34 protein-coding genes and 1 pseudogene are annotated in these 25,704 nt (G+C 60.9%); 6 read left to right on the forward strand and 29 right to left on the reverse strand.

Annotated features, from left to right (window positions below):
- The gene (locus tag NATPE_RS19795; RefSeq protein ID WP_081597659.1) at positions 1 to 354 is read left to right on the forward strand and encodes a winged helix-turn-helix transcriptional regulator; all 354 of its coding nucleotides are present in this window, start codon (positions 1 to 3) and stop codon (positions 352 to 354) included.
- Between the two features lie 54 nt (positions 355 to 408).
- Here NATPE_RS19795 and NATPE_RS19800 read toward each other — a convergent pair whose 3' ends face one another.
- From NATPE_RS19800 to NATPE_RS19890, 21 genes are all read right to left on the reverse strand, one after another.
- Positions 409 to 720, reverse strand: coding sequence for a hypothetical protein (locus NATPE_RS19800; RefSeq protein ID WP_006183435.1), 312 nt, complete (start codon positions 718 to 720; stop codon positions 409 to 411).
- Between the two features lie 97 nt (positions 721 to 817).
- The gene (locus NATPE_RS19805; protein WP_006183436.1) at positions 818 to 1,978 is read right to left on the reverse strand and encodes a hypothetical protein; all 1,161 of its coding nucleotides are present in this window, start codon (positions 1,976 to 1,978) and stop codon (positions 818 to 820) included.
- Between the two features lie 168 nt (positions 1,979 to 2,146).
- The gene (locus tag NATPE_RS19810; protein ID WP_006183437.1) at positions 2,147 to 2,683 is read right to left on the reverse strand and encodes a hypothetical protein; all 537 of its coding nucleotides are present in this window, start codon (positions 2,681 to 2,683) and stop codon (positions 2,147 to 2,149) included.
- On the reverse strand, positions 2,680 to 2,835 hold the full coding sequence (locus NATPE_RS22870) for a hypothetical protein (protein ID WP_006183438.1): 156 nt from the start codon (positions 2,833 to 2,835) through the stop codon (positions 2,680 to 2,682). The genes NATPE_RS19810 and NATPE_RS22870 overlap by 4 nt, the downstream gene beginning before the upstream one ends.
- Positions 2,835 to 3,521, reverse strand: coding sequence for a DUF6166 domain-containing protein (locus NATPE_RS19815; RefSeq protein WP_006183439.1), 687 nt, complete (start codon positions 3,519 to 3,521; stop codon positions 2,835 to 2,837). Before NATPE_RS19815 ends, NATPE_RS22870 begins: the two co-directional genes overlap by 1 nt.
- A gap of 140 nt (positions 3,522 to 3,661) precedes the next feature.
- The gene (locus NATPE_RS19820) at positions 3,662 to 3,961 is read right to left on the reverse strand and encodes a hypothetical protein (protein WP_006183440.1); all 300 of its coding nucleotides are present in this window, start codon (positions 3,959 to 3,961) and stop codon (positions 3,662 to 3,664) included.
- A gap of 53 nt (positions 3,962 to 4,014) precedes the next feature.
- Complete coding sequence (locus NATPE_RS19825; RefSeq protein ID WP_006183441.1) at positions 4,015 to 4,236, reverse strand: hypothetical protein; 222 nt, start codon at positions 4,234 to 4,236, stop codon at positions 4,015 to 4,017.
- Positions 4,237 to 4,285: 49 nt separating this feature from the next.
- The gene (locus tag NATPE_RS19830) at positions 4,286 to 4,564 is read right to left on the reverse strand and encodes a DUF7389 domain-containing protein (RefSeq protein WP_006183442.1); all 279 of its coding nucleotides are present in this window, start codon (positions 4,562 to 4,564) and stop codon (positions 4,286 to 4,288) included.
- A 23-nt stretch (positions 4,565 to 4,587) separates the two neighbouring features.
- Positions 4,588 to 4,989, reverse strand: coding sequence for a DUF6166 domain-containing protein (locus NATPE_RS23145; protein WP_006183443.1), 402 nt, complete (start codon positions 4,987 to 4,989; stop codon positions 4,588 to 4,590).
- 79 nt (positions 4,990 to 5,068) lie between these two features.
- On the reverse strand, positions 5,069 to 5,464 hold the full coding sequence (locus tag NATPE_RS19840; protein WP_006183444.1) for a DUF7567 family protein: 396 nt from the start codon (positions 5,462 to 5,464) through the stop codon (positions 5,069 to 5,071).
- 77 nt (positions 5,465 to 5,541) lie between these two features.
- Positions 5,542 to 5,907, reverse strand: a complete 366-nt coding sequence (locus NATPE_RS19845; protein ID WP_006183445.1) for a DUF7568 family protein — start codon at positions 5,905 to 5,907, stop codon at positions 5,542 to 5,544.
- A 3-nt stretch (positions 5,908 to 5,910) separates the two neighbouring features.
- Positions 5,911 to 6,402, reverse strand: coding sequence for a hypothetical protein (locus NATPE_RS19850; protein WP_006183446.1), 492 nt, complete (start codon positions 6,400 to 6,402; stop codon positions 5,911 to 5,913).
- Positions 6,403 to 6,509: 107 nt separating this feature from the next.
- On the reverse strand, positions 6,510 to 6,932 hold the full coding sequence (locus tag NATPE_RS19855; protein ID WP_006183447.1) for a hypothetical protein: 423 nt from the start codon (positions 6,930 to 6,932) through the stop codon (positions 6,510 to 6,512).
- A 121-nt stretch (positions 6,933 to 7,053) separates the two neighbouring features.
- A complete protein-coding gene (locus NATPE_RS19860) occupies positions 7,054 to 9,426 on the reverse strand; it encodes a heavy metal translocating P-type ATPase (RefSeq protein WP_015299293.1) in 2,373 nt (790 codons plus the stop codon).
- A gap of 60 nt (positions 9,427 to 9,486) precedes the next feature.
- Positions 9,487 to 10,236: a helix-turn-helix domain-containing protein gene (locus NATPE_RS19865; RefSeq protein ID WP_006183449.1), complete on the reverse strand. Its 750-nt coding sequence runs from the start codon at positions 10,234 to 10,236 to the stop codon at positions 9,487 to 9,489.
- A 61-nt stretch (positions 10,237 to 10,297) separates the two neighbouring features.
- The gene (locus tag NATPE_RS19870) at positions 10,298 to 10,582 is read right to left on the reverse strand and encodes a hypothetical protein (protein ID WP_006183450.1); all 285 of its coding nucleotides are present in this window, start codon (positions 10,580 to 10,582) and stop codon (positions 10,298 to 10,300) included.
- Between the two features lie 37 nt (positions 10,583 to 10,619).
- On the reverse strand, positions 10,620 to 11,282 hold the full coding sequence (locus tag NATPE_RS19875; protein ID WP_006183451.1) for a DUF6735 family protein: 663 nt from the start codon (positions 11,280 to 11,282) through the stop codon (positions 10,620 to 10,622).
- Positions 11,283 to 11,350: 68 nt separating this feature from the next.
- The gene (locus tag NATPE_RS19880) at positions 11,351 to 11,731 is read right to left on the reverse strand and encodes a hypothetical protein (protein ID WP_006183452.1); all 381 of its coding nucleotides are present in this window, start codon (positions 11,729 to 11,731) and stop codon (positions 11,351 to 11,353) included.
- 106 nt (positions 11,732 to 11,837) lie between these two features.
- Entirely contained in the window at positions 11,838 to 12,026 is a 189-nt protein-coding gene (locus NATPE_RS21805; protein ID WP_015299294.1) for a hypothetical protein, read from the reverse strand.
- Between the two features lie 144 nt (positions 12,027 to 12,170).
- Positions 12,171 to 13,058, reverse strand: a complete 888-nt coding sequence (locus NATPE_RS19885) for a biosurfactant protein 1 (protein ID WP_006183453.1) — start codon at positions 13,056 to 13,058, stop codon at positions 12,171 to 12,173.
- A gap of 100 nt (positions 13,059 to 13,158) precedes the next feature.
- Positions 13,159 to 14,085: a transcription initiation factor IIB gene (locus NATPE_RS19890; protein ID WP_006183454.1), complete on the reverse strand. Its 927-nt coding sequence runs from the start codon at positions 14,083 to 14,085 to the stop codon at positions 13,159 to 13,161.
- A 258-nt stretch (positions 14,086 to 14,343) separates the two neighbouring features.
- Between NATPE_RS19890 and NATPE_RS19895 the strand changes: the two genes are divergently transcribed.
- Together NATPE_RS19895 and NATPE_RS19900 are read left to right on the forward strand one after the other, a co-directional pair.
- Positions 14,344 to 15,873: an SIR2 family NAD-dependent protein deacylase gene (locus NATPE_RS19895; protein ID WP_006183455.1), complete on the forward strand. Its 1,530-nt coding sequence runs from the start codon at positions 14,344 to 14,346 to the stop codon at positions 15,871 to 15,873.
- A gap of 176 nt (positions 15,874 to 16,049) precedes the next feature.
- Positions 16,050 to 16,973 carry a hypothetical protein gene (locus tag NATPE_RS19900; protein ID WP_233506125.1) on the forward strand — a complete coding sequence of 308 codons (924 nt, stop codon included), beginning with the start codon at positions 16,050 to 16,052 and terminating at the stop codon, positions 16,971 to 16,973.
- Between the two features lie 72 nt (positions 16,974 to 17,045).
- Here NATPE_RS19900 and NATPE_RS19905 read toward each other — a convergent pair whose 3' ends face one another.
- The gene (locus tag NATPE_RS19905; protein ID WP_006183458.1) at positions 17,046 to 17,519 is read right to left on the reverse strand and encodes a hypothetical protein; all 474 of its coding nucleotides are present in this window, start codon (positions 17,517 to 17,519) and stop codon (positions 17,046 to 17,048) included.
- A 115-nt stretch (positions 17,520 to 17,634) separates the two neighbouring features.
- Positions 17,635 to 17,811: a hypothetical protein gene (locus NATPE_RS22490; RefSeq protein ID WP_015299296.1), complete on the reverse strand. Its 177-nt coding sequence runs from the start codon at positions 17,809 to 17,811 to the stop codon at positions 17,635 to 17,637.
- 96 nt (positions 17,812 to 17,907) lie between these two features.
- Between NATPE_RS22490 and NATPE_RS19910 the strand changes: the two genes are divergently transcribed.
- Positions 17,908 to 18,555, forward strand: a complete 648-nt coding sequence (locus tag NATPE_RS19910; protein WP_006183459.1) for a hypothetical protein — start codon at positions 17,908 to 17,910, stop codon at positions 18,553 to 18,555.
- Between the two features lie 480 nt (positions 18,556 to 19,035).
- Here the strand turns inward: NATPE_RS19910 and NATPE_RS19915 are convergent, their stop codons facing one another.
- The 5 genes and pseudogenes from NATPE_RS19915 to NATPE_RS19935 form a co-directional block, all read right to left on the reverse strand.
- Positions 19,036 to 19,902 carry a hypothetical protein gene (locus NATPE_RS19915; RefSeq protein ID WP_006183460.1) on the reverse strand — a complete coding sequence of 289 codons (867 nt, stop codon included), beginning with the start codon at positions 19,900 to 19,902 and terminating at the stop codon, positions 19,036 to 19,038.
- Positions 19,903 to 20,622: 720 nt separating this feature from the next.
- A pseudogene (locus NATPE_RS19920) lies at positions 20,623 to 21,124 on the reverse strand (hypothetical protein).
- The gene (locus NATPE_RS19925) at positions 21,121 to 21,720 is read right to left on the reverse strand and encodes a DUF7437 domain-containing protein (protein ID WP_006183462.1); all 600 of its coding nucleotides are present in this window, start codon (positions 21,718 to 21,720) and stop codon (positions 21,121 to 21,123) included. Before NATPE_RS19925 ends, NATPE_RS19920 begins: the two are co-directional and overlap by 4 nt.
- 55 nt (positions 21,721 to 21,775) lie before the next feature.
- Positions 21,776 to 22,114, reverse strand: a complete 339-nt coding sequence (locus NATPE_RS19930; protein ID WP_006183463.1) for a DUF7558 family protein — start codon at positions 22,112 to 22,114, stop codon at positions 21,776 to 21,778.
- A complete protein-coding gene (locus NATPE_RS19935; RefSeq protein WP_006183464.1) occupies positions 22,114 to 22,404 on the reverse strand; it encodes a hypothetical protein in 291 nt (96 codons plus the stop codon). Before NATPE_RS19935 ends, NATPE_RS19930 begins: the two co-directional genes overlap by 1 nt.
- A 200-nt stretch (positions 22,405 to 22,604) precedes the next feature.
- On the opposite strand from NATPE_RS19935, the gene NATPE_RS19940 reads away from it, so the two are divergent.
- The gene (locus tag NATPE_RS19940; protein ID WP_006183465.1) at positions 22,605 to 24,317 is read left to right on the forward strand and encodes an MBL fold metallo-hydrolase; all 1,713 of its coding nucleotides are present in this window, start codon (positions 22,605 to 22,607) and stop codon (positions 24,315 to 24,317) included.
- A 109-nt stretch (positions 24,318 to 24,426) separates the two neighbouring features.
- Here NATPE_RS19940 and NATPE_RS19945 read toward each other — a convergent pair whose 3' ends face one another.
- Positions 24,427 to 25,185 carry a creatininase family protein gene (locus NATPE_RS19945; protein ID WP_006183466.1) on the reverse strand — a complete coding sequence of 253 codons (759 nt, stop codon included), beginning with the start codon at positions 25,183 to 25,185 and terminating at the stop codon, positions 24,427 to 24,429.
- 234 nt (positions 25,186 to 25,419) lie between these two features.
- Between NATPE_RS19945 and NATPE_RS19950 the strand changes: the two genes are divergently transcribed.
- Positions 25,420 to 25,653: a hypothetical protein gene (locus NATPE_RS19950; protein WP_006183467.1), complete on the forward strand. Its 234-nt coding sequence runs from the start codon at positions 25,420 to 25,422 to the stop codon at positions 25,651 to 25,653.
- Positions 25,654 to 25,704: the final 51 nt, after the last annotated feature.

Raw genomic sequence — 25,704 nt, forward strand, 5'->3', positions numbered from 1 at the left:
ATGGCAGATACTACTTCACCGGCGCCAATGTGCGATGTTGAGGGGACGTGCTACTGTCCGCTTACAGGAGTTATCGACACGTTGAGCCGAAAATACGCGATGCAACTCGTCAGCATCATCGGCGCACACGACTCACTGCGGTTCGCGGAGATCGAAGACCACCTCCCAACGGCGAGCACGTCGACAATCTCGAAACGCCTAAACGAATTCAAGGAGGCAGGGCTCGTCTCCCGGACGCAGTACAACGAAATCCCACCGCGTGTCGAATATGCGTTGACAGAGGATGGCTACGAGGTCCGAACACGACTGGAACCGTTACTCGAGTGGGCGACAGCAAATAGCGGAAATGCGTAAACCGGGCCAATGCAAAAGAGAAACCAATTCTCCACGGACTCCCCTTAAGTCTGGTTAGGCCTCTGGGGATTCGAGTACTGTGAGATTCTGGACTGGAAAGGGATTGCCTTCGCCGGCGAACTCGTCCTCAGGGACGTAATGCCAGAGGTGGCCGTTTACCTGGTAGAGAAACGACTCGCCGCCTTCTGCTTCAACTCGTACTCGCTTCCCGACATTATCGTCTTCTTCCCAACCGATGACAGTCAACGGCTCGACGGGCCACTCAAAGAATTTGACAGAGTCACCACGCTCCAACTCTTCAAAAGTCTCTATATCCCCCTGCTGTGGCTCTCGCGCGTCGAGAGTCGGATTATGCTCAATAGACATGGTCTCTGGGTACGCCCCTACTCACTTAATACTGTCAGCAGTGGATTCCAGCCGCTAGAACGGAAGCACGCCTGGCGAATCATCTCTTCAACTGGTCTTAGCCCATCGCCTCTTGGAACCGCTCACGCAGTGCGTCCTCACGTTCTTCGAACTGCTCGACTTTCTCCTGCAGGTCGTCGCTGACGCGCTCGATGCTCGCCAGCGCTCGTTCGCCGGCCAGCGAGGCTTGCGACCCGTCCTCCCCGTCCGCCTCTAGCTGCTGCTCGTACGCCTGCTCAACGCGCTCGATCGTGCCTTCCGGGTTGAACAGGATGTCGTTGGCGATCCGAACGTACTGATCGAGGGACGCCCCCTCTTTCCCCTGGAAGAAGTGGGTGAGAGCGTACGTCGCGCCGGAATGCAGCGTCCACATATCGATCTCGAAGGGGGACGCCGCATTGGCTTCTGCATCGCCGGCGGCACGCTCGGCCAGGTAGTCCGGGAACCCCAGCAGGGTGTAGAACTCCGTGACGGTGAACGGGAGCTCCGAGAACTCGAGATCAATCTCCTGCGCATCTCGGATGAACTCGAAGAGATCGTCAGCGACGAGCTCGACCTGTGCGAGAATCTCTTCCCACCAGGTCCGGAAGTCCCGAACGTCCCCGACGTGCTTGATGACCTCCTTATCGGTGAGCGAGCGCATCGAATTCGAGCAGTACCCGTCCTGAGCGAATCCCTCTACGTAGACTGCGTGCTCACCGAAGAAGTCGTAGCCGGAGGTCACGGCCATCGTGATCGGGTCCGCCCGGCCGGGAAGCCGGACTTCGAGGCCGTCGAACATCACGTCCATATGGACCTCGCCACCGCCCCGGTAGCGCCGGATTTCGCCGAACATCACGTCATCCAGCGGCGTCCCGTCGATGGTCTCCTCGCGAAGGACCTCTTCCAAGGGCCTGTACACGTCCACCGGGTTGATGATCGCGTAACTGTCCGTGGGGACGTGAAATAATGGGTCTGCGCCGGGCTCATCGTCTGTCGCGTGGTCGCGCGCTCTCGTCGGCTCGACTAAGGCGTTGAAGCGATCCGTTTCGACCCACTCGTCGGAGTAGGGATTCCGGTATGCGACTGTCGTCTCGACGGCCTGGGGGAGGTCACGAATCGTCTCGGCGAAGGACTTCGGTTCGTCGACCGTTTTCTTCCGGCGGTACCAGTCGGGTAGTTCTGTATCGGTTCGTCCGTCGACGCCGGCGAACACGGTTCTGGATTCTGGGTCTTTCATCTTGTCTCCTCGAAATTGAATTCGTCACCCGCGACAGCGCTCTCATCACGCGCCCTGCGCCCCTCTCACGGGCGCAAAAACAACCTCTTAACCAACATTCTACCCAAAAATCCAGTACTGTTGGTTAATCATCTGGACGGTCCCGACACCTGGCTTCGGCTCTTCAATTCACTCGTCGGCTTCGCGTCGACGGCGCACCTGTTCAGGATTTGGCACCCACGGATGGTCGTCCCAGCAGTGGAGGGCGTGCTCTCGTGACGTGTCGAACAGCGTCTCACACGACCCACACTCGTAGGCGGTCTCAGGCCAGCGTTCCGTGACGAACATCGCCGTCACCGTCGACCTGACTGGATCTGGTGCGGCCGACCGCTGAACATAATCATAGCCGGTCACTGTCCGTCGACGAAGCGCTGACTGTGCCAGCCGTTCGGGCCGGTCTGCTGGGAGATACACCCAGCGGACGAACGCCTCTTCTGAGTCCTTCGCCGAGGGTTGAAGGATGAACCACCGGTCGTGATCGTCGCGGAAAAGATACCGTTCTGTTCCCCGATTTTGGAGATAGAGCGGATCCTCGCGACCGGGAATCACCCGCAGACCGATGGACGGGGATATCGGGGCGAGGAGTCGCTCTTCCAGCGTGAGCGAGCGAGACTCACCGGCTGAATTCTCGCCCTCGAAGTAGTCAAGCGTCGCTTCGTCAGTCATGATTCGCTGGGATTCGTCTCATCTGTGTCTTTCCCAGCTGTTCGCTCATGCCGGTCGTTGTATCGCTCGAGTTCTCGGCCGATGCACTCCAGCGCCGTGACGGCGCGTTCGATGAGTTGGTACGTGGCCCGCGAGAGTCGGATGTTCTCCATCAGATGTCCTCCTCTGGCTCGACGAGATCGTTACTCTCAGCGACGAGTGCCTGCACGGTTGAAGCAGGATTGTTCTCGACCGGAAGTGTTCGATGGTCGAGTGGGGCGGGATACGCCCGGTCCCCCTGCGCACAAAGTATGATCAACCACTCCTCGCTCCCTTCGGCGAGGACGACGTAGTGGTCGATATCCCGACGTTGGAAGACTGTCCGATCTGTCCGGCTCACCGCACTCCAGTTCGCCGGTAGTGACGATGACGGCGTCCCACCATCTGGCGTGAGTGCTCGGTACTCTTCGAATTCAGCGAGTGCCGCCTCGATATCCTCCCCGGTGAGGTGCCAGCAGTCGGCCGGGCCATCACACACCAGCTGACTGACCACGTCGTTGCGGAACTGGATGTAGTGATGCTGGGCGACAGTTTCGTCGTCGGTATAATCGAGGAGGAGCGCACAGGCGAGCTGTGCCGGTCCGCTCCCGACGTAGCCCCAGTCGAATCCCGCCGGGCTATGCCGCACGAGACCGAGACTTTGATGGGGGGAGAGGCGTTCGTGTGCGGTGAGGTTCAGGACAACTGGCGTTCCGTCGACACGCATCCCGACGTACTCGACGCGGTCTGTACTCGCCTGACATCGCTCATCCGTATCCTGTACGACTGCTCGTGGGTCGGTAGTCGAATTCGTCTCCATCGGTTGAATGCGGGCGTTCGGATTCCCCGCACCCCTGCTGGGGGTCGAAAAACCACCACCGGCTATTAGACCCTCAACGTCGCTTCAAAGTTAGAATTCAGTATAACAATTCATCAGACAACCAACTGATAGAGGCAAGCCTATTCTTCGAAGAGACAGCGAGCGGCTGCATCGTCGCCAGCGAGGGTCTGCTGATCCTCGTCCGTATCAGCGAAGAGTGTTGACTGATCTCCCTCGGATGTTTGCTCAACTTCGGGTCGATCGTCGACGCCGAACTCACACGCCTCGGGCTGATCAAGACGTGAATCCCGGTCACGATGATCCACGTCAGCGCCGAAGTCCTCAAGCGAGGTCTCGACGCTTGTTTCGGTTACTTCGAGTTGGCCATCGTCACCGAATGCGGTCTGTCGTTGAATCTCGATCTCTGGTCGATCGCTCATCTGGATTGAGCCTCCACCCACCGAGGCTCCGACAGACACCTCCGGGCGTTGGGTCAATCGTCTTGTGCGCGGAGTTCGCTGGCCCGCTGTTCAAGCTGGCGGAGGATCTGGACCCGTTGCTGATTCGCGTTCTCGTAGGCGACGCAGGCTCGCAGCGTCTCCATATTGTTGATCGTCACGATACCAGCGTTGATGAGTCGCGTATTCGATGGCTCGAGCCGTTGTTCTGGCGAAAGATCGCTTGCGTCTGTTGTTTGACCGTCTGGATTGCTCACTGATGATCGCCTCCGTCACTGCTGAGGCGACAAAAAACAGCCCCCGCCGTTACTCGTCTTCTTCCTCGGGTTGGATCTGGCGGGCGTCCTCAGCGAGATCGTGGATGTACTCCCGAAGAATCTCCATGTCCTCGCGAGCGTCTTCGAGAGTCTTGCCTTTCGCTTTGGCCACGATTTTGTCCTGATCGCGGGTGCCCGTCCCGCGAGTAAGCTTCACGGTGAGGGAGACGCCGACGTCACTGCGTTCGACGTACTCCGTTCGTGTCGTCTGTTCACTGGCTGCGGTCGATTCGTCATCCGCACGAGATGGTTGGGTATGTTCTGACATGGGTTACCTTCGGTGATTGATATTCAGATGGACGGTGCAACCGGCTCTCTGGATGGTTCGTGAAGGATTGCGTCGATCTCGGGTCCGGTGAGTCGCCAGCGTCCAGCAGACCCAGCACAGTCCAGTTGGCTCACGACCTCGGTTTTGAATGCCTGGTAGTGGTCGAGGGCGAACGCTTCGTCACCTGTGTAGTCGAGGAGGAGTGCGAGCGCGAGTTGTGCCGGACCACTACCACCATATCCCCATTCGAATCCCGAGGGACTGTGATTCACCAGCGCGAGACTCCGCTCTGGTGTGAGCCGTTCTTGGCCGGGACGTTTCTCAACGATAGCCTGCCCGCTCTGCCGATACCCGACGTAGGCGATGTCGCAGTCGCTCGCTGGGTGTGTCTGTTCAATCGAGTGTGTGTCGCTAGGTCTACTCATTGGTCTGTTCGGGAGCTACTCGTTCGAGCACCCCCGCACCCCTCAGGGGGTGAAAAACAGTCACAGGGACTGCTTGCCCCTACGCGAGATGGGAGATATCGGCTGGTTCGTCGACCTCATCGAATTCACCACGCTCGACCGGCTGCCAGTCATCGCCGGGTGCTGGACTCCACCAGTCGACCTCGTAGGCACCCGGTGCGCCGAGGATCTTCACCCGTGCCGACCCATCGGGTAGATCGCGACGGAGCTTTTCGTCGACGTGGAGGTTCCACGTTGAGTGGGTGTCGAAGCAGGCGAGCACGGCCTCCTCGTAGCCGCGTGTCTCTCGGGATTCTTGGAGTTCGACCTGTGTGTTGCAGTTCTTGCAGAACACACCTTCGAACGGAATGTGACTGAATATCTCGTGCCCGCAGACGGGACACCAGAGGAACTCGAACAGTGCTTCGCTGTGGCGGTCGATGACTTCCAGACTCATCTGTGAATCTGGCCCGATTGAGACGGGCCACCCATTCCGGCCCAAAATAAACGTCACCGCAGATACGCTCCTATCAATCAGCGCTCGGCGCCGTACACGATTCGCGAGGATGTTTCGTACCCACAGTTCCGACACTCGACCCAGCGCTGAACCTTCGCACCGTCAGCCGTTTTCCCACCGATTGCTATATCGCTGTTCGGACACTCGGGACAACTCAGTTCGGGCGCTGGCCGGTCACGGAGCTCGTCACGGAACGATTTCGCGTCTTTCGTCTCGTACCCCCGCGACCACACTGGGTAGCCGTCGACGAGGATTACGCCACGCCACTTGTAGCGGTACGAATCCGGTGCTCGGTGTAAGACCGCCCGAGCGCCGGTCTCGGTATTCCGGTATGCGAGTGTGGGCGTGCGGCTCTCGCGTTTCCAATTTGTGATCCGGGACATCTGTTAGAAGTGGACGTCGGCGGGCACGATCCAGAGCTCCTCGCTCTCCTCCAGCACTCGATCCAGCTGCTCGCGATGACGGATCCCGTTCGCATATTCGTTGTACAGGAAGATCGTTGGCCCGTCGTAGGCGCCAACCTGGTGGAAGGCGTGCCGAGCGAGATCTTCGTCGCGCATAATCTCCTCGTCGGAGAGCTCGTCGATGGCCTCTTTCACCCGGTCGAGATTCCGCTCGAACTCCTCTTTCGTCGCCTCCCAGCCACGCTCAAGCAGGTCTTGGCCGGCATCGGAGTCGACGGGGGCTGCAGTCGGCAATTCACCCCATCGCGCCTTCCCCGCAACGGACGTGTCCTCCTCATCGAACGTCACGTGGTAGTCGAAGACTGCGCCGGCGTGTGGGTCCGCGCCGACCAGGCGGTCGAACACCGACTTTCCGCTGGCCAGTGCGTCGTCGTGGGTCGATTCTTCTACCAGAGCGTAAATTACCATGTGCATCTCGAACACCTCGAAACGCCGACGCACCGGGAGTGGTTGATCGTTCGCTCCTGCTGCGCCGGCACCCATCGCCGGCGCTCGAAAAACCCTGATCTAGCGGTCGATTCTTAGGACTCGTTCGTTCGATCGACTGTGATGGTCAGGTTTCCGGACTCGTAGTCAGCTTCGAAGTCGACGGTGAACGCATCCGAGTCATATGCGGCGTGGTAGGCGCGGTGACGCCTTAGCGAGCCCGTCGCCTTGAAGTGGAAGAACGCAGCCGACGTGTAGGGCTTACTCTGCGTCTCGATTTGCGTCTCAACTGACGCCGGAAGTGCAATCTGTGGCGTGTCGGTGTCAATACTCGCAGCGAACTCCTTCGCTTCCTCGACGGTCGCCTGTGAATGTGCGGGCGTCTCGCCAGTGAGCACGTTCACCGGTGTCTCCGTCTCATCGGTGAACAGGACATCGTGGAAGGTGCGCGTCCCGAGGACTGCGTCGGGATCTAACTCGCAATCGTGGAATGGATCGTCGTCTGAATTCTCGGGCATCAAATCACGAGCCAACGGTGGGGCTCAGTCCTTTCTGCCCCAGACAAACCACAACTAGTCTCGATGTAGCGGAGGTAAGTCCCGAAAGAAGAGCGTCCTGCCCGCACTTCCCGCCGCAGAATCAGGCGTCGATGATTCGATCGGGCTCGATTCGTGACAACCGCATCGCGTTCCCGGTGACGCCGAGGCTCATCCCCATATCTCCGACAACGACTGCCAGCGCAACGCTGACCAGGCCCAGCGGCACGCCTAACGCGAGCAGAAGCTTCACGCCGAGGCTCGCCCAGATGTTCTGCCGGATCACGCCGTTGGCCGTATGCGACAGGTCGTACAGGTACGGGAGTTTCCCGATGTCGTCGCCCATCAACGCAATATCAGCCGTTTCGAGGGCGGTGTCGGTGCCCGCCGCGCCCATCGCGATGCCGACCTCCGCAGTGGCCAGCGCGGGGGCGTCATTGATGCCGTCGCCGACCATCGCGACCTCCCCGTACTCCGCCTGTAACTCCTCGACTGCGTCGACCTTCTCGTCGGGTAGGAGTTCGGCGCGATATTCATCGACACCGACCTGCTCGGCGATGGCGCGGGCGGTGCCCTCGTTGTCCCCGGTCAGCATCACCACGCGCTCGACGCCCAGCTCGTGCAGGCGTTCGACAGCCCGCTTCGAGGCCGGGCGCACCTCGTCGGCGATGGCGATTGCACCCAGCAGTTCCGACTCCGTCCCGACGATAACGACCGTCTTGCCCTCCCGCTCCAGTGAGGTGAGCGCGTCCTCGGCGAACGCCCCGTCGTCGGCCTCGGTCGCCTCTTCCGCCACGACGCCGCCGTCTGTCTCGCGGCGTGCTCGAGCGAGGTCGAAGCCCAGCTCCTCGAAGAGCGCGGGCTTGCCCGCATAGTACGTCTCGCCGTCGATCTCGCCCCGGATGCCCTTCCCCGTGAGGCTCTCGAAGCCACTCGGGTCGGGCAGGTCGCCCACGCCCGCCTCCTCAGCACGGGCGAGAATCGCCGCAGCGATGGGGTGCTCACTGCGCCGCTCCAGCCCGGCGGCGCGACGGAGCAGATCATCCTCAGTGGTGTCGCCGACCGGGACGACATCGGTGACGGCGAGTTCGCCCTTCGTGAGCGTCCCCGTCTTGTCGAGCGCGACGGCATCGACTTCGCCCATCGCTTCGAGGTAGTTGCCGCCCTTGATCAGGACGCCGTTCTTCGCGGCGCTGGTGATGCCCGACACCACCGAGACGGGTGTGGAGATGACGAACGCACAGGGGCAGGCGATTACCAGCAGGGTGAGCCCGCGGATGAACCAGGTCTGCCAGTCGCCGGCGAAAGTGAACCCGTACCCGGCCACGTCCACCGAGATGGGGTCGGCGATAACCAGCGGCGGGATAGCGGCGGTCAGGATTGCCAGCACGACGACGAGGGGTGTGTAGTAGCCGGAGAAGCGGTCGACGAACTGCTCAGACTCGGTCTTCTTCGCCTGTGCGCCCTGTACCATCTCGATGATGCGCGAGAGCGTCGAATCGCCAGCGGTCGAGGTGACCTCTACCTCGAGGTACCCCTCTTCGTTGATCGCGCCGGCGTAGACCTCGTCGCCGGCAGTCTTGTCGACGGGGACGCTCTCGCCCGTGATCGGCGACTGGTCGACTGCACTCTCGCCGTCGATGACCGTTCCGTCGAGCGGAATCTTGTCGCCGGGGCGGACGACGACGGTCTCGCCAACGTCGACCTCCTCGGCGGGAACGGTCACTTCCTCACCATCGCGAAGGACGGTCGCCTCGTCGGGCGAGAGTTCCATCAGCTCGCGCAGGGAGTCCCGTGCCCTGTCCATCGCGTAGTCCTCGAGCAGCTCGGCGATGCTGAATAGGACGGCCAGCGTGGCGGCCTCGACGAAGTAGCCGATACCGGTCGCCGCGATGATCGCCGTCCCCATCAGCAGGTCGATGTCGAGGCTTCGGTTCTTCGCGGAGTAGTACCCGCTACGGACGACGGGGATGCCGCTGGCGGCGACGGCGCCGAGGAACAGGACATCTGCGATGTGGAGCGGGTACTCGAGGACGCTCGCCACCGTGACGTTCTGTCCGGTGAGGAGGAATTCGAAGAGGAGGCCGAGCGTGACGAACGCCGCGCCGAGCCACGTCTTCTTCGCGCGAGGACTCGTCCAGACCTCCGATGGTGGCGCGATGTCGACGCCGTCGGTCGCCTGGTTGTCCTCATCATCGCCCTCAGCGTCCGAGCCCCCGACGACCTCGTAGCCGGCGCCTTCAATCGCCTTGATTACGTCGGCTTCGCTAGTCCGATCAGGGTCGTACGTGACGTTGGCCGTGCCGGTGGTCGGCTGGAGCGTGGCGTCAGTAATGCCGTCGACACGCTGGAGGCTCTTGTCCACCTTTTGGGCGCAAGAGGGACAGTCCATCTCGGGAACGGCGAGGCGGGCGGTCAGCTCACGTCGCTGTCCGCCGCCGCTCGTTTCTCCTGCTGCGTCCGGATTCTCTGTCATTACCTCACGGTAGGAGTGGGAGTTCCATATGTCTTTGTTGGAATATTCCAACTGCGGCCCTCAGTGCGATGCCAGCCGTTCTTCCGCTACCCGCTCGCCGGCGACATGTTGCTTCGCCAAATGTTCTTCCGCCCGACGGAGTCGGTAGGTGAGTGTTGACCGTGGCACGTCGAGATGCTCGGCGAGTTCGCCGACGTCGACCTCGCGGGGTGACTCGTAGTAGCCGTGTTCGACAGCGGCCTGGAGTGCGGCCTCCTGTGCTGGCGGCAGGCCGCTCGGTGTCCCGTCGCCTCCCCCAGCTGATGTCGTCGTATCCGCGGTGCGGAGCATCTCCATCTGGGCGCATTCCCCGACGGCAACCCCGAGGGAATCGAAGAACGCCGCCACATCGCCCTCGTCGGAGTGAATGAGCCGCCACGTGTAGTGGCGGCCCTCGTGACGGGTCTCGAACAGCACACCGTCGCCGAGGTGGTCGCGGGCGATGTGGGGGACTGAGGCACAGGCAGGGGTCCGCTCCCAGTCGGAGTAGAGGATGAGCGTGTCGTCCGTGCGGTCGAGGACACGGGTGGTCTGGGTTGCGCCGCAGTCCTCGGTGGCGAGACAGTCGGCGTAGTAGTCGCTGTTGCGAAACGCGTCCTCGATGGCGTCGAGTGCGTCCGGAGTGCCGGTGGCATGGTCGACTCGCCAGAGCTGGTCGGCAGTGGCGTGCAGCGAGAGTGAACGAACGCGAGCGTCGGGGTGGTCTGCGAGGGCGTCCGCCACCCTGTTGCAGCCGGGCTCGTATTCGAGAGCGAAGACGAGTTCGCGCATACCCCGACTAAGGCCTGCCACGACATAACCCATGGCTTGGGGCGATGTCTACTGGCGGGTATCAGATCACGTCGTCCGGGTCGTGAACCTCCTGCATTCGCTGTGCTTCGGCCGCGTATTGCTCCTGGAGGTCGGGGTCATCGACCATGCCAAGATTGCCGGGTTCAGCATCGACTGCTGCTGTCGTATCTCGGACGTCGGTGAAGGACGTGAGTGCGCGTTCCTTCCGATAGTACTGTTCTCCATCGGGTGTTGCGTAGGTGAGGATGATCAGGTTCTGCTCGTCATCGGAGTACGTCCGTTCGACAAGCCAAACACGAACGTCATCTTCAGACTGATTTGACATACTTAGACGTCCCCCGATATCCACTAAGGGATTGGTGTTACGGCTTGCCGAGACTCGCTGTCTCGAAGGGTGATTCTCCGGTCGGAATGAGCAGCTCCTGTCGGTCTCCGACCCGCTCAGCGAGCTTCCGTTTCAGATACTGTATCGCCGTTGACGGCGTGAAGACGCCCTTATCGAGCATGTCGCCGACGACGTCTTTGAGGGCCGCGAACTGTCCCTGTAGGTGGCCGTCGCCGACCGGCTTGCCGTCGTACCAGCGCACCGTCGCGAGCGCGCCGTTCCCGACGGTCTCTCCCTGTTCGACCGTCTCCGAGTCGTACTGCAGCCCGAACCACAGCGTCCGATAGGCGGTCACCTCGAAGGTGGGTGACACCACGAAGATCGCCTCGTGGTGGAGATAGTCGAGGTGGTCCGCGACGATCTCGTCGAGGGTGAGCCCGGTGGCACGGGGCTTCGGCTTGACGACCGACGACGGACGATCCTCGCCGGCGAGGTAGCCGTCGACGCCATCTGCTTCGAGGCCATCGGCCAGTTCCGCCAGCAGCTGTTTCGCCCACTTCGAGTCGGTGTCGTCGCCACCGAACGGTGTTTCGGCCGAGATTCGGTGCTTGAGCTTGAGATTCGCTGCACCCCAATGAGAGTAGTGGAGCGTGTACTGTCCGTCTGTGCGTTCGTACGCAACGAGTGCGCGGTGGCCCATTGAACAATCTCCTTGCAGGACGACCCACGACTGGATCGCCCCGCACCCCTCCCGGGGGACGAACAACGCTACTCGTCGATCGGGTCGGGGGAACTGAGGTCCGCGTGGAGGACTTCGCCGTCGCGAACGACGTACCGTTTCGCCAGCACGGGAAACCGGCACTTGGTAAATCCGGCTGTCTGGATGTCGAATTCTTCGTTCGGTTCGAGATACTCCGCGAGCGACCGGAGGAACTCGTGAGTGACGATGCCACCGTCGTAGTCAGGAAGACCGTTCTCACGGGCCTCGTACACTTCGAAGCTGTCGTAGCCCCAGATAACGAGTTCGCCGTCGTCGTCCACTTCCCAGTTGAGCGTCCCGAAGCAGTGGTTCTCACAGAGCTCGCGGACTGCCTGTGGATCCGATACGAGCGCGCCGGTCGATGTCGTTGCGGCTTGCAATGTTGCCATGGATTGTTCTCGGGAGCGGTCTCGCGCCCCCGCACCCTTTCAGGGGGCGAGCAACTGCTCACGCTGTGACGGCCACATGACGTTGCGCTGCCGATGCGTCGAGCTGTCAGGATTCTCTGTTGATGTCACCGTCCCTCGTCGTATTCGGTTGGGTGAGAAAATCTACCTGCTCGAGGAGCGTCGTCGCGGTGCTAATTCGCCCTCGATCAGCGGGCTCCAATTGGTCGCTGTCGATACTGGTGAGGCTACTGAGCGCGCGGTGGAGTCGATAGCCGGGGGTGTCTCGTGGATCCATGTGTGCGCCTCCGCCAATTCTCGGCGCCGAAAAACACCGGCGGGCAGTCAGCAGGTGTGGTATCGTCGGGTGGTCGCGAGCTGGCTTCTGTTAACCAACAACTCCGAGCCGACACCAGAATTGTTGGTTAATTTGACGTCGTCTTTACTGATCGGCTTCGGGTTCGGGCCCGTAGCGTGGCGTGCCGCACCGCTGACAGCCCCACATTGGCTGCCCGGTCCACTCGTCATCGGGGACAGCCTCGAATTCGCGGAATCGATGCTTAGTCTCCCGATCACACTCTCGACACTCGAGGTGAGTTCTGTTTGGGCGCTCGCGTCGTGGCTGTTCGGTATCGGTCTTGTCAACGGATTTCTGGAGCGCAATCGCTGGCACCAGCCAGAGGTCGTTGTCTGCGTCCTCACGTAGGCTTGCAAGACGAGCTTCGGTGCGAACCTCGCTCCCGGTTTCGTCGTAGAGGAACGTCGTGTGCTCGCCGTCGTGACAGGACTGCGTCGTCTCTGTCCACGCCGTCCGCTCACGAGCAGCCGCGAGCAGCTGATTACCACATTCAGACGTGACCCGTGTCGCCGAGGGGAGCGAGGGCCACTGATCGACAAGCCGTGGGGCCGGTTCCTCGTCGAGATCATAGATTAGCTTGCAGTCATCGACTACTGGGTCATCGTCTGCCTTCGCGAGGAGGGTGGCCGCAGCAGATCCCTTCCCGACGGCGCCGTAGAACGTCGACGCCTCAACGACTATGTGGATGATATGGAGGAGAGTCTGTTCGGCAGTCGATGTGTCCTGATCGTCGGCTGCTTCGAGATGGTTCGTGAGACAGAACCGGCACTTCGACTGGCCAGCGGGGATCGACGCTCCACAGGAATCGCACTCGGTCTCACCTTCTGTCGGGTCGTCTGGATAGTCCGTGTCGACGCCACCAGAGCGTTGCCGCCGGGGCTCGCCACTACTACTGGCGAGTTGATCGTCGGGAACGTGGGTCGCTTCGCCGAGCGGTCGGAGGGCTTCGTAGTCGGCGTACTGGTCGGTCATAGAGTGATCTGGCCGTATCATGCTTCGTCTTCGGGTTTAAACAATGGCTCTCACATCAATCAGCCTACAGACATACAATCGAAAATCAGCAGTGTGGGCGTTAGACAGCCAGTTCGTCCAGCGCGTCGCGGTGGGTCCGTACGGTGACCACCGAGACGTTCGCAACGTCAGCGACGTCCGACTGGGTGAGCCACCGTCCGTCTTCGCGTCCGGCCTTGTACAGACAGGCTGCGGCGAACCCGGACGGTCGAACTCCCGTGGTTGCTCCGGTCGATTCGGATGCTTCCGCCAGCTGCCGAGCCCGCTGCCGGATTTGATCGGAGACGTCGAGCTCCGAGGCCAACCGCGGAACGAACGCACTCGGCGTCACGGGTTGGGCTGGCAGGCCAAGTTCCGTATTCAGCGTCGTGTATGCGTTCGTCACCCGCGATTGCTCGACGCGCGCCGACTCGGTGATGTCGTCGAGCGTTCGCGGCCGCCCGTTACACCGACACGCCCCGTAGACACTCGCGGCGGCCATCGCCTCGATCGACCGGCCCTGCAGGAGGTCCTCGTTCTGAGCGCTGCGGAATAGCTGGCAGGCCTGGTCACGGATCGTCTCGGATAGTTCGAGCGCACTACTGATCCGGCGGACTTCACTAAGCCCGTGTGCGAGGTTGCGTTCAGCTTTCGACTGAAACCGCCCACGGGTCTGTTCACGCCGCATCCGAGTGAGCCGCCGTCGCTTCTGTCCTGAGAGTTCGTTCCCGTTCGCATCGGTTCCGCGGCCGATCTCCGTCGACAACCCTCGATCGTGTCGTGCCGCCGTCAACGGAGCGCCCGTGCGCTCCCGTTCGTCTTCGTCGAACGCTCGCCACTCTGGCCCGTGGTCGATCCGCTGCTCGTCGATGACCAGGCCACAGTCCTCACAGATGGTTTCTACTGCGTTGGTGGTGACTCGACCCTCGCACTCGGGACACTGGTTCGCACTCGATTCCGTTCGGACGTCTTCGTCGAATCCGCTCTCGTAGATGTCTCTAGTTGCCATCGTTCTCACCGTGATTCGGGAACTCGCCAGTACAGCGAGCCCCTCACCCATTGAGGGGTCAATAGAAATTACCCGGTAGGTCAAATTGGTTGATGTGCGACGTAGTTCTCGACTCCAATTCACACCTCATTCCTATTGAGGAAGAGACTGTCCGGCCTCTCGATCGTATACCCACGCCTTTTTCGGTCTCAGTTGGATTGGGTAATTGCCCGCACGTATTCCCACACTGTCATTAGGTAGGGGAATTGATTTGATCGTATGACTGACTTCGAGGAGTACCGAGAAGAGATGGTCGCCGATATTCAAGAGACAGTCACGAGAGCCAACTGTCAACCCGTTATTTTCGCTGGCACTGGCCTCTCTATTCGGTACTTCGGGGCTCCCAGTTGGGATGGACTATTAGAGACGCTCGTGGAGGACTGCAACGGTATTGAACAGAAGTACGGTTTCTACCGGCAGACTAGAGATCCACCTGAAGTCGGTCAGTTTCTCGCTGAACAGTATGCCGAGTCGGCGTGGAGCGACTACGGTGAGTACGACGAGGAGGACGACGAGAGCGAACTTGTCGGCTGGAATGAAAATATATTTGACCACGAGAACGACCGTGACGTCTTCCTGAAGGCCAAGATTGCCGACCACATCCGGGAAAAGACTCCCGAGATGGTTGGTGATCTGGACGAGGAAACCGTTCACGAGAAGATCTCGCTCGACGTGGCCCTACGGGAGATTGAACTGCTGCAGGAGATACAGCCTCACGCGGTCATTACTACCAACTACGACCGCTTCTTTGAAGCCATCTTCAACGAGGAAGTCACCGACGACAATCTACTGGACGATGACCGTGTGGGAAGTGCTGGCTTCGACAGGGATGGAGAGGTTGACCCCGAAGAAATTCCCTCCTACCGGGTCGTTGTCGGCGAGCAAGTGTTACGAACGCGGTACCGAAACATCGGCGAGATTCTGCACATCCATGGTTCTGTTTCCGACCCAAGGTCTCTCGTACTCACCGAGGAAGACTATCACGAGTTCAACAACCGCCGACGGTACCTCAGTTCAAAGATGCTGACGTACTTCGCCGAACACCCGCTCCTGATCGTTGGTTACCGACCAGACGACACCAACGTCCAACAGGTACTCACGTGGGCCGACGAGGTACTGAGCGACGACCAGACCATCACAGAAGACATCTACTTCCTCCAGTGGGACGAGGCTGCCGAAGATCGAGATGAGTACCCGCGAGAACACGACATCAAATTGGATGACGGTGGTCACCTCCGCGTGAAGAGTATCGTCGCCAACGACTTTGACTGGGTGTTTGAGGCGTTTGCTGAGGGAGACGAACTGGCTGTCGATCCCCGGTATCTTCGCAGTTTGCTCGCGCAGACCTACGATGTCGTATCTTCAATGTCATCAGGGGGTGAAGTCGTGGACGTTCAGCGGTTGGAGGATGTGGCGACTAATCAGGGTGAGTTACGGACGGTGCTGGGGTATCTCGGTGATGACGTTGATGGGGTACCTCCAGTTGAGTTTGACCACACCATCCCCCCCGAGAAGGCTGCTGAGCGGATCGGGTTTGATCACTATACACCCCTGAATCAAAATATAATCGCCCAGATCGAGGAGGAGACTGGTGTCGACATTCGGGCTTTCAATAATCGCTATCACATCAACCTCGAAGGAGGTGGGAATCCTCGTCGGTATTCCGAGGAGGCTATCGAACTGTTTCGGAGGGTAAAGAACGGTGAGGATTACAGTCTCGACATCTCTGACGAGCGGATACCAGACTAATCCCGATCTCGGGAGAGGAGTAAAAGGACGGCCACCACGGCCTCGAGTGATGTGTCAATGTAGTGGCCAACTGGATTACTGGCCGTGTGTGGTTGGTGGTCGACGACAAAGGATGGGACATGTCGCTTGTGAGACGACGGAGTCCTTTTTTAATCCGTTACCGTAATCTGGAGAGTATGTCTACCCGTCTCCGTTCTCTTGCCGACCGTCTCCGATCGCGTCTTGCTGTCGCTCGCTCGAAACTGCATATGAGAAGGGCTGGTCTAAAACGACACATCCGCTTTGAGTTGGATGGCTGGAAACCGAAGGTAGTCCTCGACGAACGGTACGAGAGCTTCGCCGTATGGGGCTCTAGAACAGTCACCGCTCTAGGTATCCTTACGAGTCTTCTTCTAATTCCTCCACCGATCAGTGTCGTCCTCGCAGTCGCGTTGGCCTCCCTCGACCTGTTCTTTGAACGCATCTCCCTGATGGTGCAGAGTATGTTTGTCCAGCCCTTGCCGGAGACGTGGGATTCGGATGCGTGGCAGGGCAACCTCTACCAGTATGACCGCGGGATGTGGGGCATTGGCCTGTTGTTCGACGACAAGGAAATTGCCCGAGTCGCGCTCGAAACCATTCGGGCGTGGAACTACGACGAGGACGTTGACCGAGATGGCAACATCAAAATGAGCTTTGTCGAACTGAACGATGGGGGGTATATGACCTACATCTACCCTTCTGATGAACGAGAGAGTCTGAAAGAGGCCGCGAAGGAGGTCGAGCGGAAACAGATTGAGGAAGGGAAGATCAGAGAGCACTACCAGAATCGGTTTCAGGTGATAATGGCGCAGGACTTCGACAACCCTCTGGGTTCACATTTCAGGCGGTTCAAGGACCACTACGAAGGCGACCGGGTGATGCTGAACACGTTCACTACCGAGCGATTGGTGGACAGAGGGTCAGGGCCGATGGACGGCCTCCCGGACGAGTTCGGTGGTGTGGAGTCGATAGACCCCATCTCGCTGAAGGAGGTTAGGATCGCGCAGGAAAGCGATCTCGAACATAACTCAGTGGAGTACCAGCATCTGAAGTACGTGATGCCACTGTTAGAAAACTAGGTCCGGATGTACGCCGACATTCAAACTAACGGAAATGGTTTGTGAACGGTGCGCCCGGTTCCACGGATGGGATCAGCGACGCTCCAGGCACGTAAAAGTCGTCTGTAAGGAATCGTTCCCGGCTGGCGTCTCCACCTCGATTGTTGCTACAATTTCATCCGGGTGAGAGTTGGGGAGCGTGGTGGTCCCTCTGAAAGACAATTCACGTGAAGCGTGGCCGTCGAATTGGGTTGCGTCGCTTTGCTCACCATCCTGCAGTTCCACCTCCGCCGGGTCTCCGTGCTGAGGGGTGAAAGTCACACGAGACACGCTGAAGCCGTTACGCCCTTTATTCTCCATCTCTACGGAGAAGTTGAACGAGGCTTCCCGGAGTCCATCGGATTCCCCCAGACTGCGCGAGCGGAATTCTGGATTGATCGCGTGTATGAGTGAGGGTTGAGCCGGGCGTTTGCGAAAGTCCTGAATCTGAAAGTAGCCCGTGGTGGCGGCGACGGCGAACGCGAGGATGGTCAGAATATCATTCCAGTGCGCCAACGGGTCGGCCATATCCCTTCGTTTTCATCAATTATACAAAATTCTTCTCAATGCGCCACCTCGATTTTTATTCTCCCTCCGTAGTTGACGTTATTTACGCAATCGATCTACGAGGAGCTGCCCTTCTTTATCGCGCACCGGCCATCGCCTGCTCGACCGCAATGTAGCTGGCAATGGCGACGACGAGCGCGACCAGCCAAACGGCGAGCTGGGCGTCACCGGTGAACGTTGTCGGGAGCATCCCCGCGAATACATTTGTCAGTGCGAACATCGCTACCGCCGCGAGTAGTCCAAGTCCGGACATACACGACCAACCAGAACGAGGATGAAATTAATCAATTTGCACCCTGAGCCTAGAAACTAAGTAATCGGGGAGAATAATTAGCTGGTAAGCTAATATATGTCCGAAGAATTCGATTGGGTCGAACGAGACCGAGGTGTCCTGACCAAGCGCGACCGGGAAATCCTTCTCGGTCAATCTGGTGAAAATCTCGACAAGAATGCCCAGAATGTACGCCGATACAATATTCGAGAAAGGATCAAGAACTCCCTCTACGACTTCCACATCATTGCCCAGAACCTCCCTCTTGCAGACATCCAGCAGCTGTTCGAACCCGCCTACGACTGGTCGCGGGAGCGTCGACAGTTGGACGAAGAGGGACGGACATCGGCCCAACCAGACATTGACCAGTTGCTCTGGAGTTGGTTGACTCTTTTCGAGTTCTTCAGTTACGGGATGTACGCCGGAGGCAAGCAGGAGACACAAGTCCTGATGCAGGGACTTGTTGAGGGAGGTATTGAGCGGGGATACCGTGAGTACCAGCACGACAACCTCCAGACGTACCGGGAGATCGATGTCGATCTCGGTCTCAACTACGGGAACCTCGTGCTGCGGAACAACTACCTTCGGGGTGTTCAGCAGGACTTGCCGTCAGAGACATCAGAGATAGCCAAGGAAGTGTTGCGACTCCGCCGGTTGCGGAAGATTTCACAGATAGATGCGTCTCGCTGGTTCGATGAGTACGTCCGGAAGCCAGAGTTTGATTAAGTGATTGCCCCCCGATTCCGAAAAGAGGCTCAAACTGTTTCTCTTATCGTTTTCACTCACATCTGTGTTGTTGGATCCGCTCTGGAAGCCCGACCTTCCCACAGACGGGACACTCCCGCAGAGGTGTCGGCGGCAGGTCGTTCCAAGCGTCCAGCGCGGCGGCTAACTGAGCTTCCACGATTGGCGAGTCGGTCGTGCGGCGGGCTTCGCGGAGGTGAATGCGAAGCCGTTCACGGGCCGTGAGGGTACGTTCTTCAGACATTGATGCTTGGGGTCATGTTTTGGTGTGCCCTCCGCCCCTCCAAGGGGCAAATAAACAGACTGCGTCGCGACAGCGGTCTTGTTTCTGGGTACACCACTCCCAAAGCTGTGACTCCGGTTGTGGCTGCCGGCCGACTGGAGGGAGGCCGGGAGCGGAGGGTGGGGCGGTGGGGCTTGGGTCTGGTCTGGCACTCAAAAAGAAAGAGACTGCGTCGCTCGCTATTCTTCCCACCAGCGGCCGCGTTCCGGGAAGTGGATATCCGACCACCCGGTCAGCGCGATTGAGCACCGGCCCTCGTACCAGTTTTTGGCTGCCGCTCGGAACCGGACCGTTTCGCCTTCCTGCACGACTGTTTGGTTGCTCTTCTTCCAGCAGGTGAATTTGATTTTCCCGCTTTCATCCGCTATCAGCCCGACTTGCTGTATCGCGCTACTGCTCGGCTCCCAGAGGGTCTGCACAGTTCCTTCAACCGTCACCTCCCCGACCGGGACATCCGGCACGTCCGCGATGGGCACGATCGCCCCCGGCGCAGCCTTCAGTTCTTCGAGGGTCTCCAGCACCGCCTTCGTGACGTCCCGTCCGCGCTGCACCTTCTCGGCCAGCTGCTTCGCGACGACCGCTCTCGACCAGCCGCCCTTCACCTCGTCGCTGATCCGCATTGCTTGCTCGTTGACCTCCGCGAGTTCCTCTTGCGTGAGCTTCTCTCGGGGATCCGTGCGCTCCGCCGGCGCCGGTTTGTCACGACCACACTGCTCGCTGACGACCTCTCGCGTGCGCTGCTCCCGACCGTCCTGCGTTCCCAGCTCGGCCTGGGCACTGATGCGCTCCAGTTCGGCGTCCCGCGCCCGAATGCGCTCCTCCTGTTCGAGGGTGACACCGTGAATCCGGTCCTCGCTCGTGTCCGCGATCCCGTCCGGGTGGTTCGCATCGACCTTCGCCTGCGTCTCCTGCTCGACAGCCGCCTCGAACGCCGGCGTCTCGTCGACGACCGGGAAGCCATCTTCATCGACCGCCTGACCGCCCGCTTGCTCGAATGCCTGTTCATCGACCGAAACTACATCCGTGGTGGCGTTGTTACTTGACATTGGAATCTACCCTGATTCCTGAAGGCGCTCAGCGCCCGACACCGCGATGCCTCTACATCGCGGATTTCCTCGATGGACTACGACCGACAGACTCGTCTGCGCGCTCTCGCTCGCGCCTTCGCGAGCGCCCTGTGGGCGCGAGCGAGAGCGCGCCCGAGGAGGTCAACCATCCAGCACCGCGCGCCGACCCGCCCGGAGCGAGCGGCCAGCGGGATATGCCCGCTCGTGTCCGGCCCGGACTGCGGGTCCGTGTCCAGGGCGACTGTCGCCGAGAACGCGCGCCGCGGTGTGGCGCGCGCCAGCGCAGGCGGCACCAAGCGCTGGAACGCGAAAGCCCGCGAGGGGCGCAACCGACGGGGATACCCGCTGGCGCCGAGGGCACATCCATTTTAGCCCGGAACGGGCGCTCGCGGTGCGGAGAGCGCCCGCATGCCCGGAATGGTCGGTCGCGAGCGACGCGGAGGGCGGAATGCGGCGAGCGGGGCGGGCCGTACCGAACCAACTGAGCACCCGAGTTCGACGCTCGGTGACCCAGCCGGCATCCTGGTGGACTCAGAAAGGGCGAGGCCGTCTCGGTCGTCCCCCGACCCCGCAAGCACCACAGGTACGAGGAGCGCAGCGCGGGTCGCGGGATGCCGAGCGGCCGAGGGCTTTCGAGAAGCGCACGACTGTCGTTGCCGGACTACCAGTAACCGGTAGACGGGCTCGCCCGGAAGCGGACTACTCGAGCAGGTCCTCGACGAACCGGAAGCCATTCACATACGTCACCGAGTCGCCGTACCCCTCGCTTGCGAGGACTGCTTCAGCCTCTTCTCCAGCGAGCGAATCCGTCGTGTAGATGTACGCGTGGTCTGCAGCCCCCCTCGACAAACGCATGGGCAGCGACGCCTGCCAATGCTGGATCGGCACGCTCGATCTCGTCGGCCGGCCGGTCATCCGCGTTCGCAATGTATCGCTGGACGCCATCCATCGTCCGCGACACCAGTCCCAGCGAGTAGTCCAGCGGCGCTGCCACACGCGTCCATCCCTCCTCGATCGCCGTGTCGATCGGCGGGGTCTCGACGTCGTCCACCTCAACAGTCAATTCGTCGTATACTCGCTCGGGGAGGACGAATGTGATGTCGTTCCGGCGGGCGAACGTACGGACGGCCTGATACCGCCGGTTCGACGGTTGGCCCATCGCGACGAACAGGCCGGCATCCGCGATATGGATGGCGGTCACGCGTCGTCGACGACGTCCTCGTCGACGCCGCCGATATCCGCGCCCGACGCGCCCGACGTCTCGATGTCGAAGTGCTCGAGGACGACGGGCCGGAGTGCCTGCAGAATGATCTCGGCTGCGAGCGGCGAGATGTCGAGGTCCTGGGCCATCAGGCGGTGGGTGATCTCGCCCCGTTCGCGGTCGACAGCGTAGGTGAGCGCCGTCGCGAGCCCGGCGATTCCGTGCCGGTCGATGTACGTATCGATGTCGTCGTCGGTCGCCCGCCGGCCGACGGCGTCGATGAGCGCCGGCGTGATCGTGTACTCACGGTCGCCAGCGGCCGTTGTCACGGTCAGGTCGATCTCCCGCGCAACGTACCGCCGGGGCTGTTCCTCGCTGGTTGCCTCGATGACGCCGGCGTCGACGAGCCGGTTGACGTAGGTGTAGGCCGTGCCCTGCGCGAGGTCGAGGGCGTCCATTAGTTCCTGGACGGTCGACTCGCCCTCGCGAGCGAGATACGCGTACAGCTGGGCGAGGGCTGGTTCTTCGAGGAGGTCCGCGACCGAGAGGAAGTCGCGGATGACCTCGCCGTCGGCCCGGTTCGAGGTGCGTGACATGGCTTCGGCAGTGATTACAGTTTACAGCGAATCAATAAAGAATGTTGGGGTCAGTTCACCCCGACTCGGGCGTCGAGACGAGATGGTCGTCGAGCTCCCGCGTCCAGTACGTTGCCGGCCCACCTGGACTACAGCGGACACAGAGGTGTAGCGGTCCCTCGAGATGCCCGAGCTCCACGCGGAACCGAGTCAGCGCAGCGAGCGTGTCGACAACGAGGCCACAGCTGTCACAAGCATGGTGATCTCGGTCCACGGGCTCAGCCTGCTCCTGGATGGCACAGTCGACGCAGATCGCGTGCGTAACCCGCTCATCGGCACCCCAGGTATGGGCGTCACCGATCTTCGAACCAGAGGGCGCGTCACAGAACGCACACCCGGAGAGCGTCTGTTGCATTACTCATCCTCCGCGCCGGCGTCCTGCGCGGCCGTCCATCCTCGATGGAAGACAGCTAGCTGGCGGATCGCGTCGAACGCCTCGCCACTCGGTTCGTGAACGAGGACTCGCTGCTCGGCGACCGCCGTCACGAGATCGTCGTCGACGAGGTCACTGACGAGCTGTCGCGCCGTCGTCTCGTCGACGTCCGCCGTCGAGGGGCGGGCTGCATCTCGGTCCTGGGCGAGGAGTTCGGTTTCGAGTCGTTCATAATCGGCTGTCGTATCGTCGAATGCGTCTGGTTCAGTCATGGGTACTCTCGCGAAGCACGGTCAGGAGCGCGCCTCGCGCCTCCTGGCGACGATAGACATGAAGCAGAGATCGGGAGCGAAGGGAGGTGACTGCATGACGCAGACTCGTCCACTGTACCTCGACGGAAACCTCACAACGCGGTATGTTCCACCGGTGAGGCGATGATATATTGTGCCGGCCGCTGATAGGACAGATATCGATGGAGATCCAGTTCCAGCACGCGAACCCGTATTCCGGGCGCGAATCCGTCGTCCTGCGGATCGATGGGTTGCTCGCCGACCAGACGGTCTGCGTGCTCGTCGATGCTGGCCAGAACGTTTCGACCGACGATCTCCTCGACGACGACGCCGACGAATATCTCGCCGCGATCTGTCTCACCCACGCCCACCTCGATCACTACCAGTCGCTCGGCGACGCCCTCGCCCACGGCGCGCCGGTGTACGCCGCCACCGACACGGCCACCATGCTCGAGGACGTCTTCGCTGCCGGCGCCGCCCACTACGACCTCACGAACACGGACCGTGTGCTCGACCAGCTGGAACCAATCGCGGAGTGGACGCGGATCGTGTCCGGCCTCCGCGTCCATCCCGTGCCGGCCGGCCACACGCCGGGCGCAGCGGGTTTCCTCTTCGAGGTCACTGCCGACGACGAGCGCCGAACGATCCTCGTCACCGGTGATTTCACGACCCGACGCGCAGCCGGCTATCCCGGTTTCGATCGCGACCTCCCCGTGAACGTCGACGTCCTCGTGCTGACCGCTGCGACGAGCGAGACGTTCGAAGCGACGCTCACCGACGCTGTCGGGGCGATCTGTGAACGCGTCTGGGCCGGCTCGACCGTCCTCACGACTGCCAGCGGCCTGACTGGGCTCCACCTCGCGTACCTCCTCGGCCACCTCGCCGACCAGTGGGACGAACGACTGCCCATCACGCTTGCTGGCCACGTCGCGAAGCTCTACGACCGCCTCGAGTACACCGTCCCGAACGTCGAGACGTCCGCCGAGTTCGCTGACCCAGCAGCGGTCTTGGAGGCGGATGGCGTGACGATCGCCGGGCCGGAGGTACCGATCGACGGGAGCGCCAAACGCCTCTTCGAGACGATTGCCGACGACCCCGGCGCGACGCTCGTCCAACTCATTAACGGCGGGACTGATCCGGTGGCGAGCGCGGCGTGTACGACCCACCAGTTCTCGCTCAGCAACCACCCGACGCCGCAGACGATCGACGATGTCGTCGAGGCGCTCTCGCCGGTCCACGTCGTCATCACGCATCAACAGGGCGCCGCCGCGGACCAGTACAAGGACAAGTACGATAGTTTCGTCTGGGCGACCGACGACACGGCCTGCTACACGCTCTTGGACGACTCGGGCTGGACGCCGCCACCGTGGGTGACGGCGTCGACGAAACGTCGGGTGCAGTCTGGGCCGACCACGATGGGCGGGACGCTCGGCGACGCGCTCGCGGACGAGGAGATTCCGCTGCCGTCGGTAACGCGACTTGAGGACGTGGATCTCGAGGCGGAAGGACTCGACCTGGAAGCGCTTCGCGACCGGCTCTCGGTGGAGCGCGACGCGCAGACGCACCAGGAGACAGCTACCACCCAGCAGGATGCCGACGGACGGGAGGATGCGGCAGGCTCAGCGCTGGCTGACGGGTCGGCCGAGGACTGGGCGGCGACAGGCGACGACCCGGACATCGAGACGGCCCTCGGGGGACTGGATGCTCGTCTCGACCGGATCGAAGCGGCCGTCACCGACCGTGGTGTCGACGCCCGCGTCGTCGATGCGGGCAACGGCACGCTCTTGCTTCGCCTCGAAGACCCACCAGACGATCTCGAACACGGGCAGCGTCTGCGGGTTGTTCTCCCGGGCGGACGGGTTTCGGATGACGACGACCACGCTGACCAGGAATAATCGCCGCTCTCGGCTGTGTTGAAGCCTATTCGTTCGATACGTTTCCTATTGGAACAACCGTTGGATGGCTCGTGCGTATTAATCGTTCAACCTCGGTGGAGGTGAATGTCTACACAGAACGACGTTCATTCTTGATGTGATCAACGTAGGTATCAACCACGTTCTGAATGATGGTTTCGCCGGCTTCAGCGGTTGCTTCAGCCGGATCGCCAAGCACACCGTTTTGGGTGATGGTTTTGAACCCCTCGCTCAGAAGGCGAGCGGTAGAAATCTTCCCTTCAGGGCCGGACTCGATGTTCTCCAGCCTTACGAGATCCTTATTTACCGCCAACACCACCGCCGTCTCGGCTGCACCGGCGTGAATCACGTCTTGATTGTATTTGATCCCCGCCTCGCTGAGGCCATCATTCAGTAACTGCATATGCTCATCGAGGTCAGCCAGGGGAATCACAGTGGCTTCGATTTCCCGAGCGACATCTGGTGCGACAGTCTTGACCGGACCGAAATTCCCGCCGTGCGTCGGGACTAAGACGATATGTTCGAAGCCGTGGTCATCGAGCGACCGGCAGTATGCTCTGATCACATCCATCAGTGTCTCGGGCGGGATAGTGATAGTGCCCGGGAACTCCATGTGGTGTCCTGAGCAGCCGGGCCGGATCGTTGGTGCAGCAAGGGCATCTCCCAGTTTCTCCGCGATCCGCTGCGAGAGTTCGTCACCGTCCAGTGTGTCCATGTTCAACGGGAGGTGGGGACCGTGCTGTTCGATCGAGCCGACGGAAACGATCGCCGTCCGTGTTCCGTTTTCGAGCGCCGATTCGACTTCTGGCCATACCATCTCCTCAAGGAGTATTGACCTGCGAGAAGGCATGCAGTTAGTGGTGCTCCCGCATAGTTTAAAATTCCTGTCACACAGAAGGAGAGTGGCTCGGATCGTTCCGGGCGTAGTCGCGATCTACGTCCCCTATACTTACCGTTTCAACGTGTCTGTCCTGTTAGCGGCTGGCGATTTTAATCGAGCTCCGCTCTAAGGGACGGTGGAGCGAGTGGCTGTCGCTCGACGCTCACCCGAATTCCTAACCCCTGGCCACCGTAGGCAGAACTAATGCGGGATTCGGGAACGCCGATTAATTCCAGTGAGGAAGCCGCGCTCGAGCACCTCGAGCAGTACGTCGACACGCTGCCGGATGACGAACGCCTCACGCGAGCGGACGCAGTCGCGCATCTCGTGGAGCAGGGGAGTGAACGTGCCGACGCACGAGAACACATTGAGCAACTGCTCTTGAAGGGCTATCTGTACGAAGTCGACGACGAACTGCGGATTCCGACACGACCCTGACGAGGAAGGGCAATAACTGCTCCTTGCTGCCAGCCATTACAGCCAGATTGT

The organism is Natrinema pellirubrum DSM 15624 (assembly GCF_000230735.2).
In the GTDB taxonomy this organism is placed as follows: Archaea; Halobacteriota; Halobacteria; order Halobacteriales; family Natrialbaceae; genus Natrinema; species Natrinema pellirubrum.

Excerpts from the sequence above, each read along its gene's own strand:
- NATPE_RS19795 (WP_081597659.1), top strand. The coding sequence starts at position 1 with ATGGCAGATACTACTTCACCGGCGCCAATGTGCGATGTTGAGGGGACG.
- NATPE_RS19800 (WP_006183435.1), bottom strand. The coding sequence starts at position 720 with ATGTCTATTGAGCATAATCCGACTCTCGACGCGCGAGAGCCACAGCAG.
- NATPE_RS19805 (WP_006183436.1), bottom strand. The coding sequence starts at position 1,978 with ATGAAAGACCCAGAATCCAGAACCGTGTTCGCCGGCGTCGACGGACGA.
- NATPE_RS19810 (WP_006183437.1), bottom strand. The coding sequence starts at position 2,683 with ATGACTGACGAAGCGACGCTTGACTACTTCGAGGGCGAGAATTCAGCC.
- NATPE_RS22870 (WP_006183438.1), bottom strand. The coding sequence starts at position 2,835 with ATGGAGAACATCCGACTCTCGCGGGCCACGTACCAACTCATCGAACGC.
- NATPE_RS19815 (WP_006183439.1), bottom strand. The coding sequence starts at position 3,521 with ATGGAGACGAATTCGACTACCGACCCACGAGCAGTCGTACAGGATACG.
- NATPE_RS19820 (WP_006183440.1), bottom strand. The coding sequence starts at position 3,961 with ATGAGCGATCGACCAGAGATCGAGATTCAACGACAGACCGCATTCGGT.
- NATPE_RS19830 (WP_006183442.1), bottom strand. The coding sequence starts at position 4,564 with ATGTCAGAACATACCCAACCATCTCGTGCGGATGACGAATCGACCGCA.
- NATPE_RS23145 (WP_006183443.1), bottom strand. The coding sequence starts at position 4,989 with ATGAGTAGACCTAGCGACACACACTCGATTGAACAGACACACCCAGCG.
- NATPE_RS19840 (WP_006183444.1), bottom strand. The coding sequence starts at position 5,464 with ATGAGTCTGGAAGTCATCGACCGCCACAGCGAAGCACTGTTCGAGTTC.
- NATPE_RS19845 (WP_006183445.1), bottom strand. The coding sequence starts at position 5,907 with ATGTCCCGGATCACAAATTGGAAACGCGAGAGCCGCACGCCCACACTC.
- NATPE_RS19850 (WP_006183446.1), bottom strand. The coding sequence starts at position 6,402 with ATGCACATGGTAATTTACGCTCTGGTAGAAGAATCGACCCACGACGAC.
- NATPE_RS19855 (WP_006183447.1), bottom strand. The coding sequence starts at position 6,932 with ATGCCCGAGAATTCAGACGACGATCCATTCCACGATTGCGAGTTAGAT.
- NATPE_RS19860 (WP_015299293.1), bottom strand. The coding sequence starts at position 9,426 with ATGACAGAGAATCCGGACGCAGCAGGAGAAACGAGCGGCGGCGGACAG.
- NATPE_RS19865 (WP_006183449.1), bottom strand. The coding sequence starts at position 10,236 with ATGCGCGAACTCGTCTTCGCTCTCGAATACGAGCCCGGCTGCAACAGG.
- NATPE_RS19870 (WP_006183450.1), bottom strand. The coding sequence starts at position 10,582 with ATGTCAAATCAGTCTGAAGATGACGTTCGTGTTTGGCTTGTCGAACGG.
- NATPE_RS19875 (WP_006183451.1), bottom strand. The coding sequence starts at position 11,282 with ATGGGCCACCGCGCACTCGTTGCGTACGAACGCACAGACGGACAGTAC.
- NATPE_RS19880 (WP_006183452.1), bottom strand. The coding sequence starts at position 11,731 with ATGGCAACATTGCAAGCCGCAACGACATCGACCGGCGCGCTCGTATCG.
- NATPE_RS21805 (WP_015299294.1), bottom strand. The coding sequence starts at position 12,026 with ATGGATCCACGAGACACCCCCGGCTATCGACTCCACCGCGCGCTCAGT.
- NATPE_RS19885 (WP_006183453.1), bottom strand. The coding sequence starts at position 13,058 with ATGACCGACCAGTACGCCGACTACGAAGCCCTCCGACCGCTCGGCGAA.
- NATPE_RS19890 (WP_006183454.1), bottom strand. The coding sequence starts at position 14,085 with ATGGCAACTAGAGACATCTACGAGAGCGGATTCGACGAAGACGTCCGA.
- NATPE_RS19895 (WP_006183455.1), top strand. The coding sequence starts at position 14,344 with ATGACTGACTTCGAGGAGTACCGAGAAGAGATGGTCGCCGATATTCAA.
- NATPE_RS19900 (WP_233506125.1), top strand. The coding sequence starts at position 16,050 with ATGTCTACCCGTCTCCGTTCTCTTGCCGACCGTCTCCGATCGCGTCTT.
- NATPE_RS19905 (WP_006183458.1), bottom strand. The coding sequence starts at position 17,519 with ATGGCCGACCCGTTGGCGCACTGGAATGATATTCTGACCATCCTCGCG.
- NATPE_RS22490 (WP_015299296.1), bottom strand. The coding sequence starts at position 17,811 with ATGTCCGGACTTGGACTACTCGCGGCGGTAGCGATGTTCGCACTGACA.
- NATPE_RS19910 (WP_006183459.1), top strand. The coding sequence starts at position 17,908 with ATGTCCGAAGAATTCGATTGGGTCGAACGAGACCGAGGTGTCCTGACC.
- NATPE_RS19915 (WP_006183460.1), bottom strand. The coding sequence starts at position 19,902 with ATGTCAAGTAACAACGCCACCACGGATGTAGTTTCGGTCGATGAACAG.
- NATPE_RS19925 (WP_006183462.1), bottom strand. The coding sequence starts at position 21,720 with ATGTCACGCACCTCGAACCGGGCCGACGGCGAGGTCATCCGCGACTTC.
- NATPE_RS19930 (WP_006183463.1), bottom strand. The coding sequence starts at position 22,114 with ATGCAACAGACGCTCTCCGGGTGTGCGTTCTGTGACGCGCCCTCTGGT.
- NATPE_RS19935 (WP_006183464.1), bottom strand. The coding sequence starts at position 22,404 with ATGACTGAACCAGACGCATTCGACGATACGACAGCCGATTATGAACGA.
- NATPE_RS19940 (WP_006183465.1), top strand. The coding sequence starts at position 22,605 with ATGGAGATCCAGTTCCAGCACGCGAACCCGTATTCCGGGCGCGAATCC.
- NATPE_RS19945 (WP_006183466.1), bottom strand. The coding sequence starts at position 25,185 with ATGCCTTCTCGCAGGTCAATACTCCTTGAGGAGATGGTATGGCCAGAA.
- NATPE_RS19950 (WP_006183467.1), top strand. The coding sequence starts at position 25,420 with ATGCGGGATTCGGGAACGCCGATTAATTCCAGTGAGGAAGCCGCGCTC.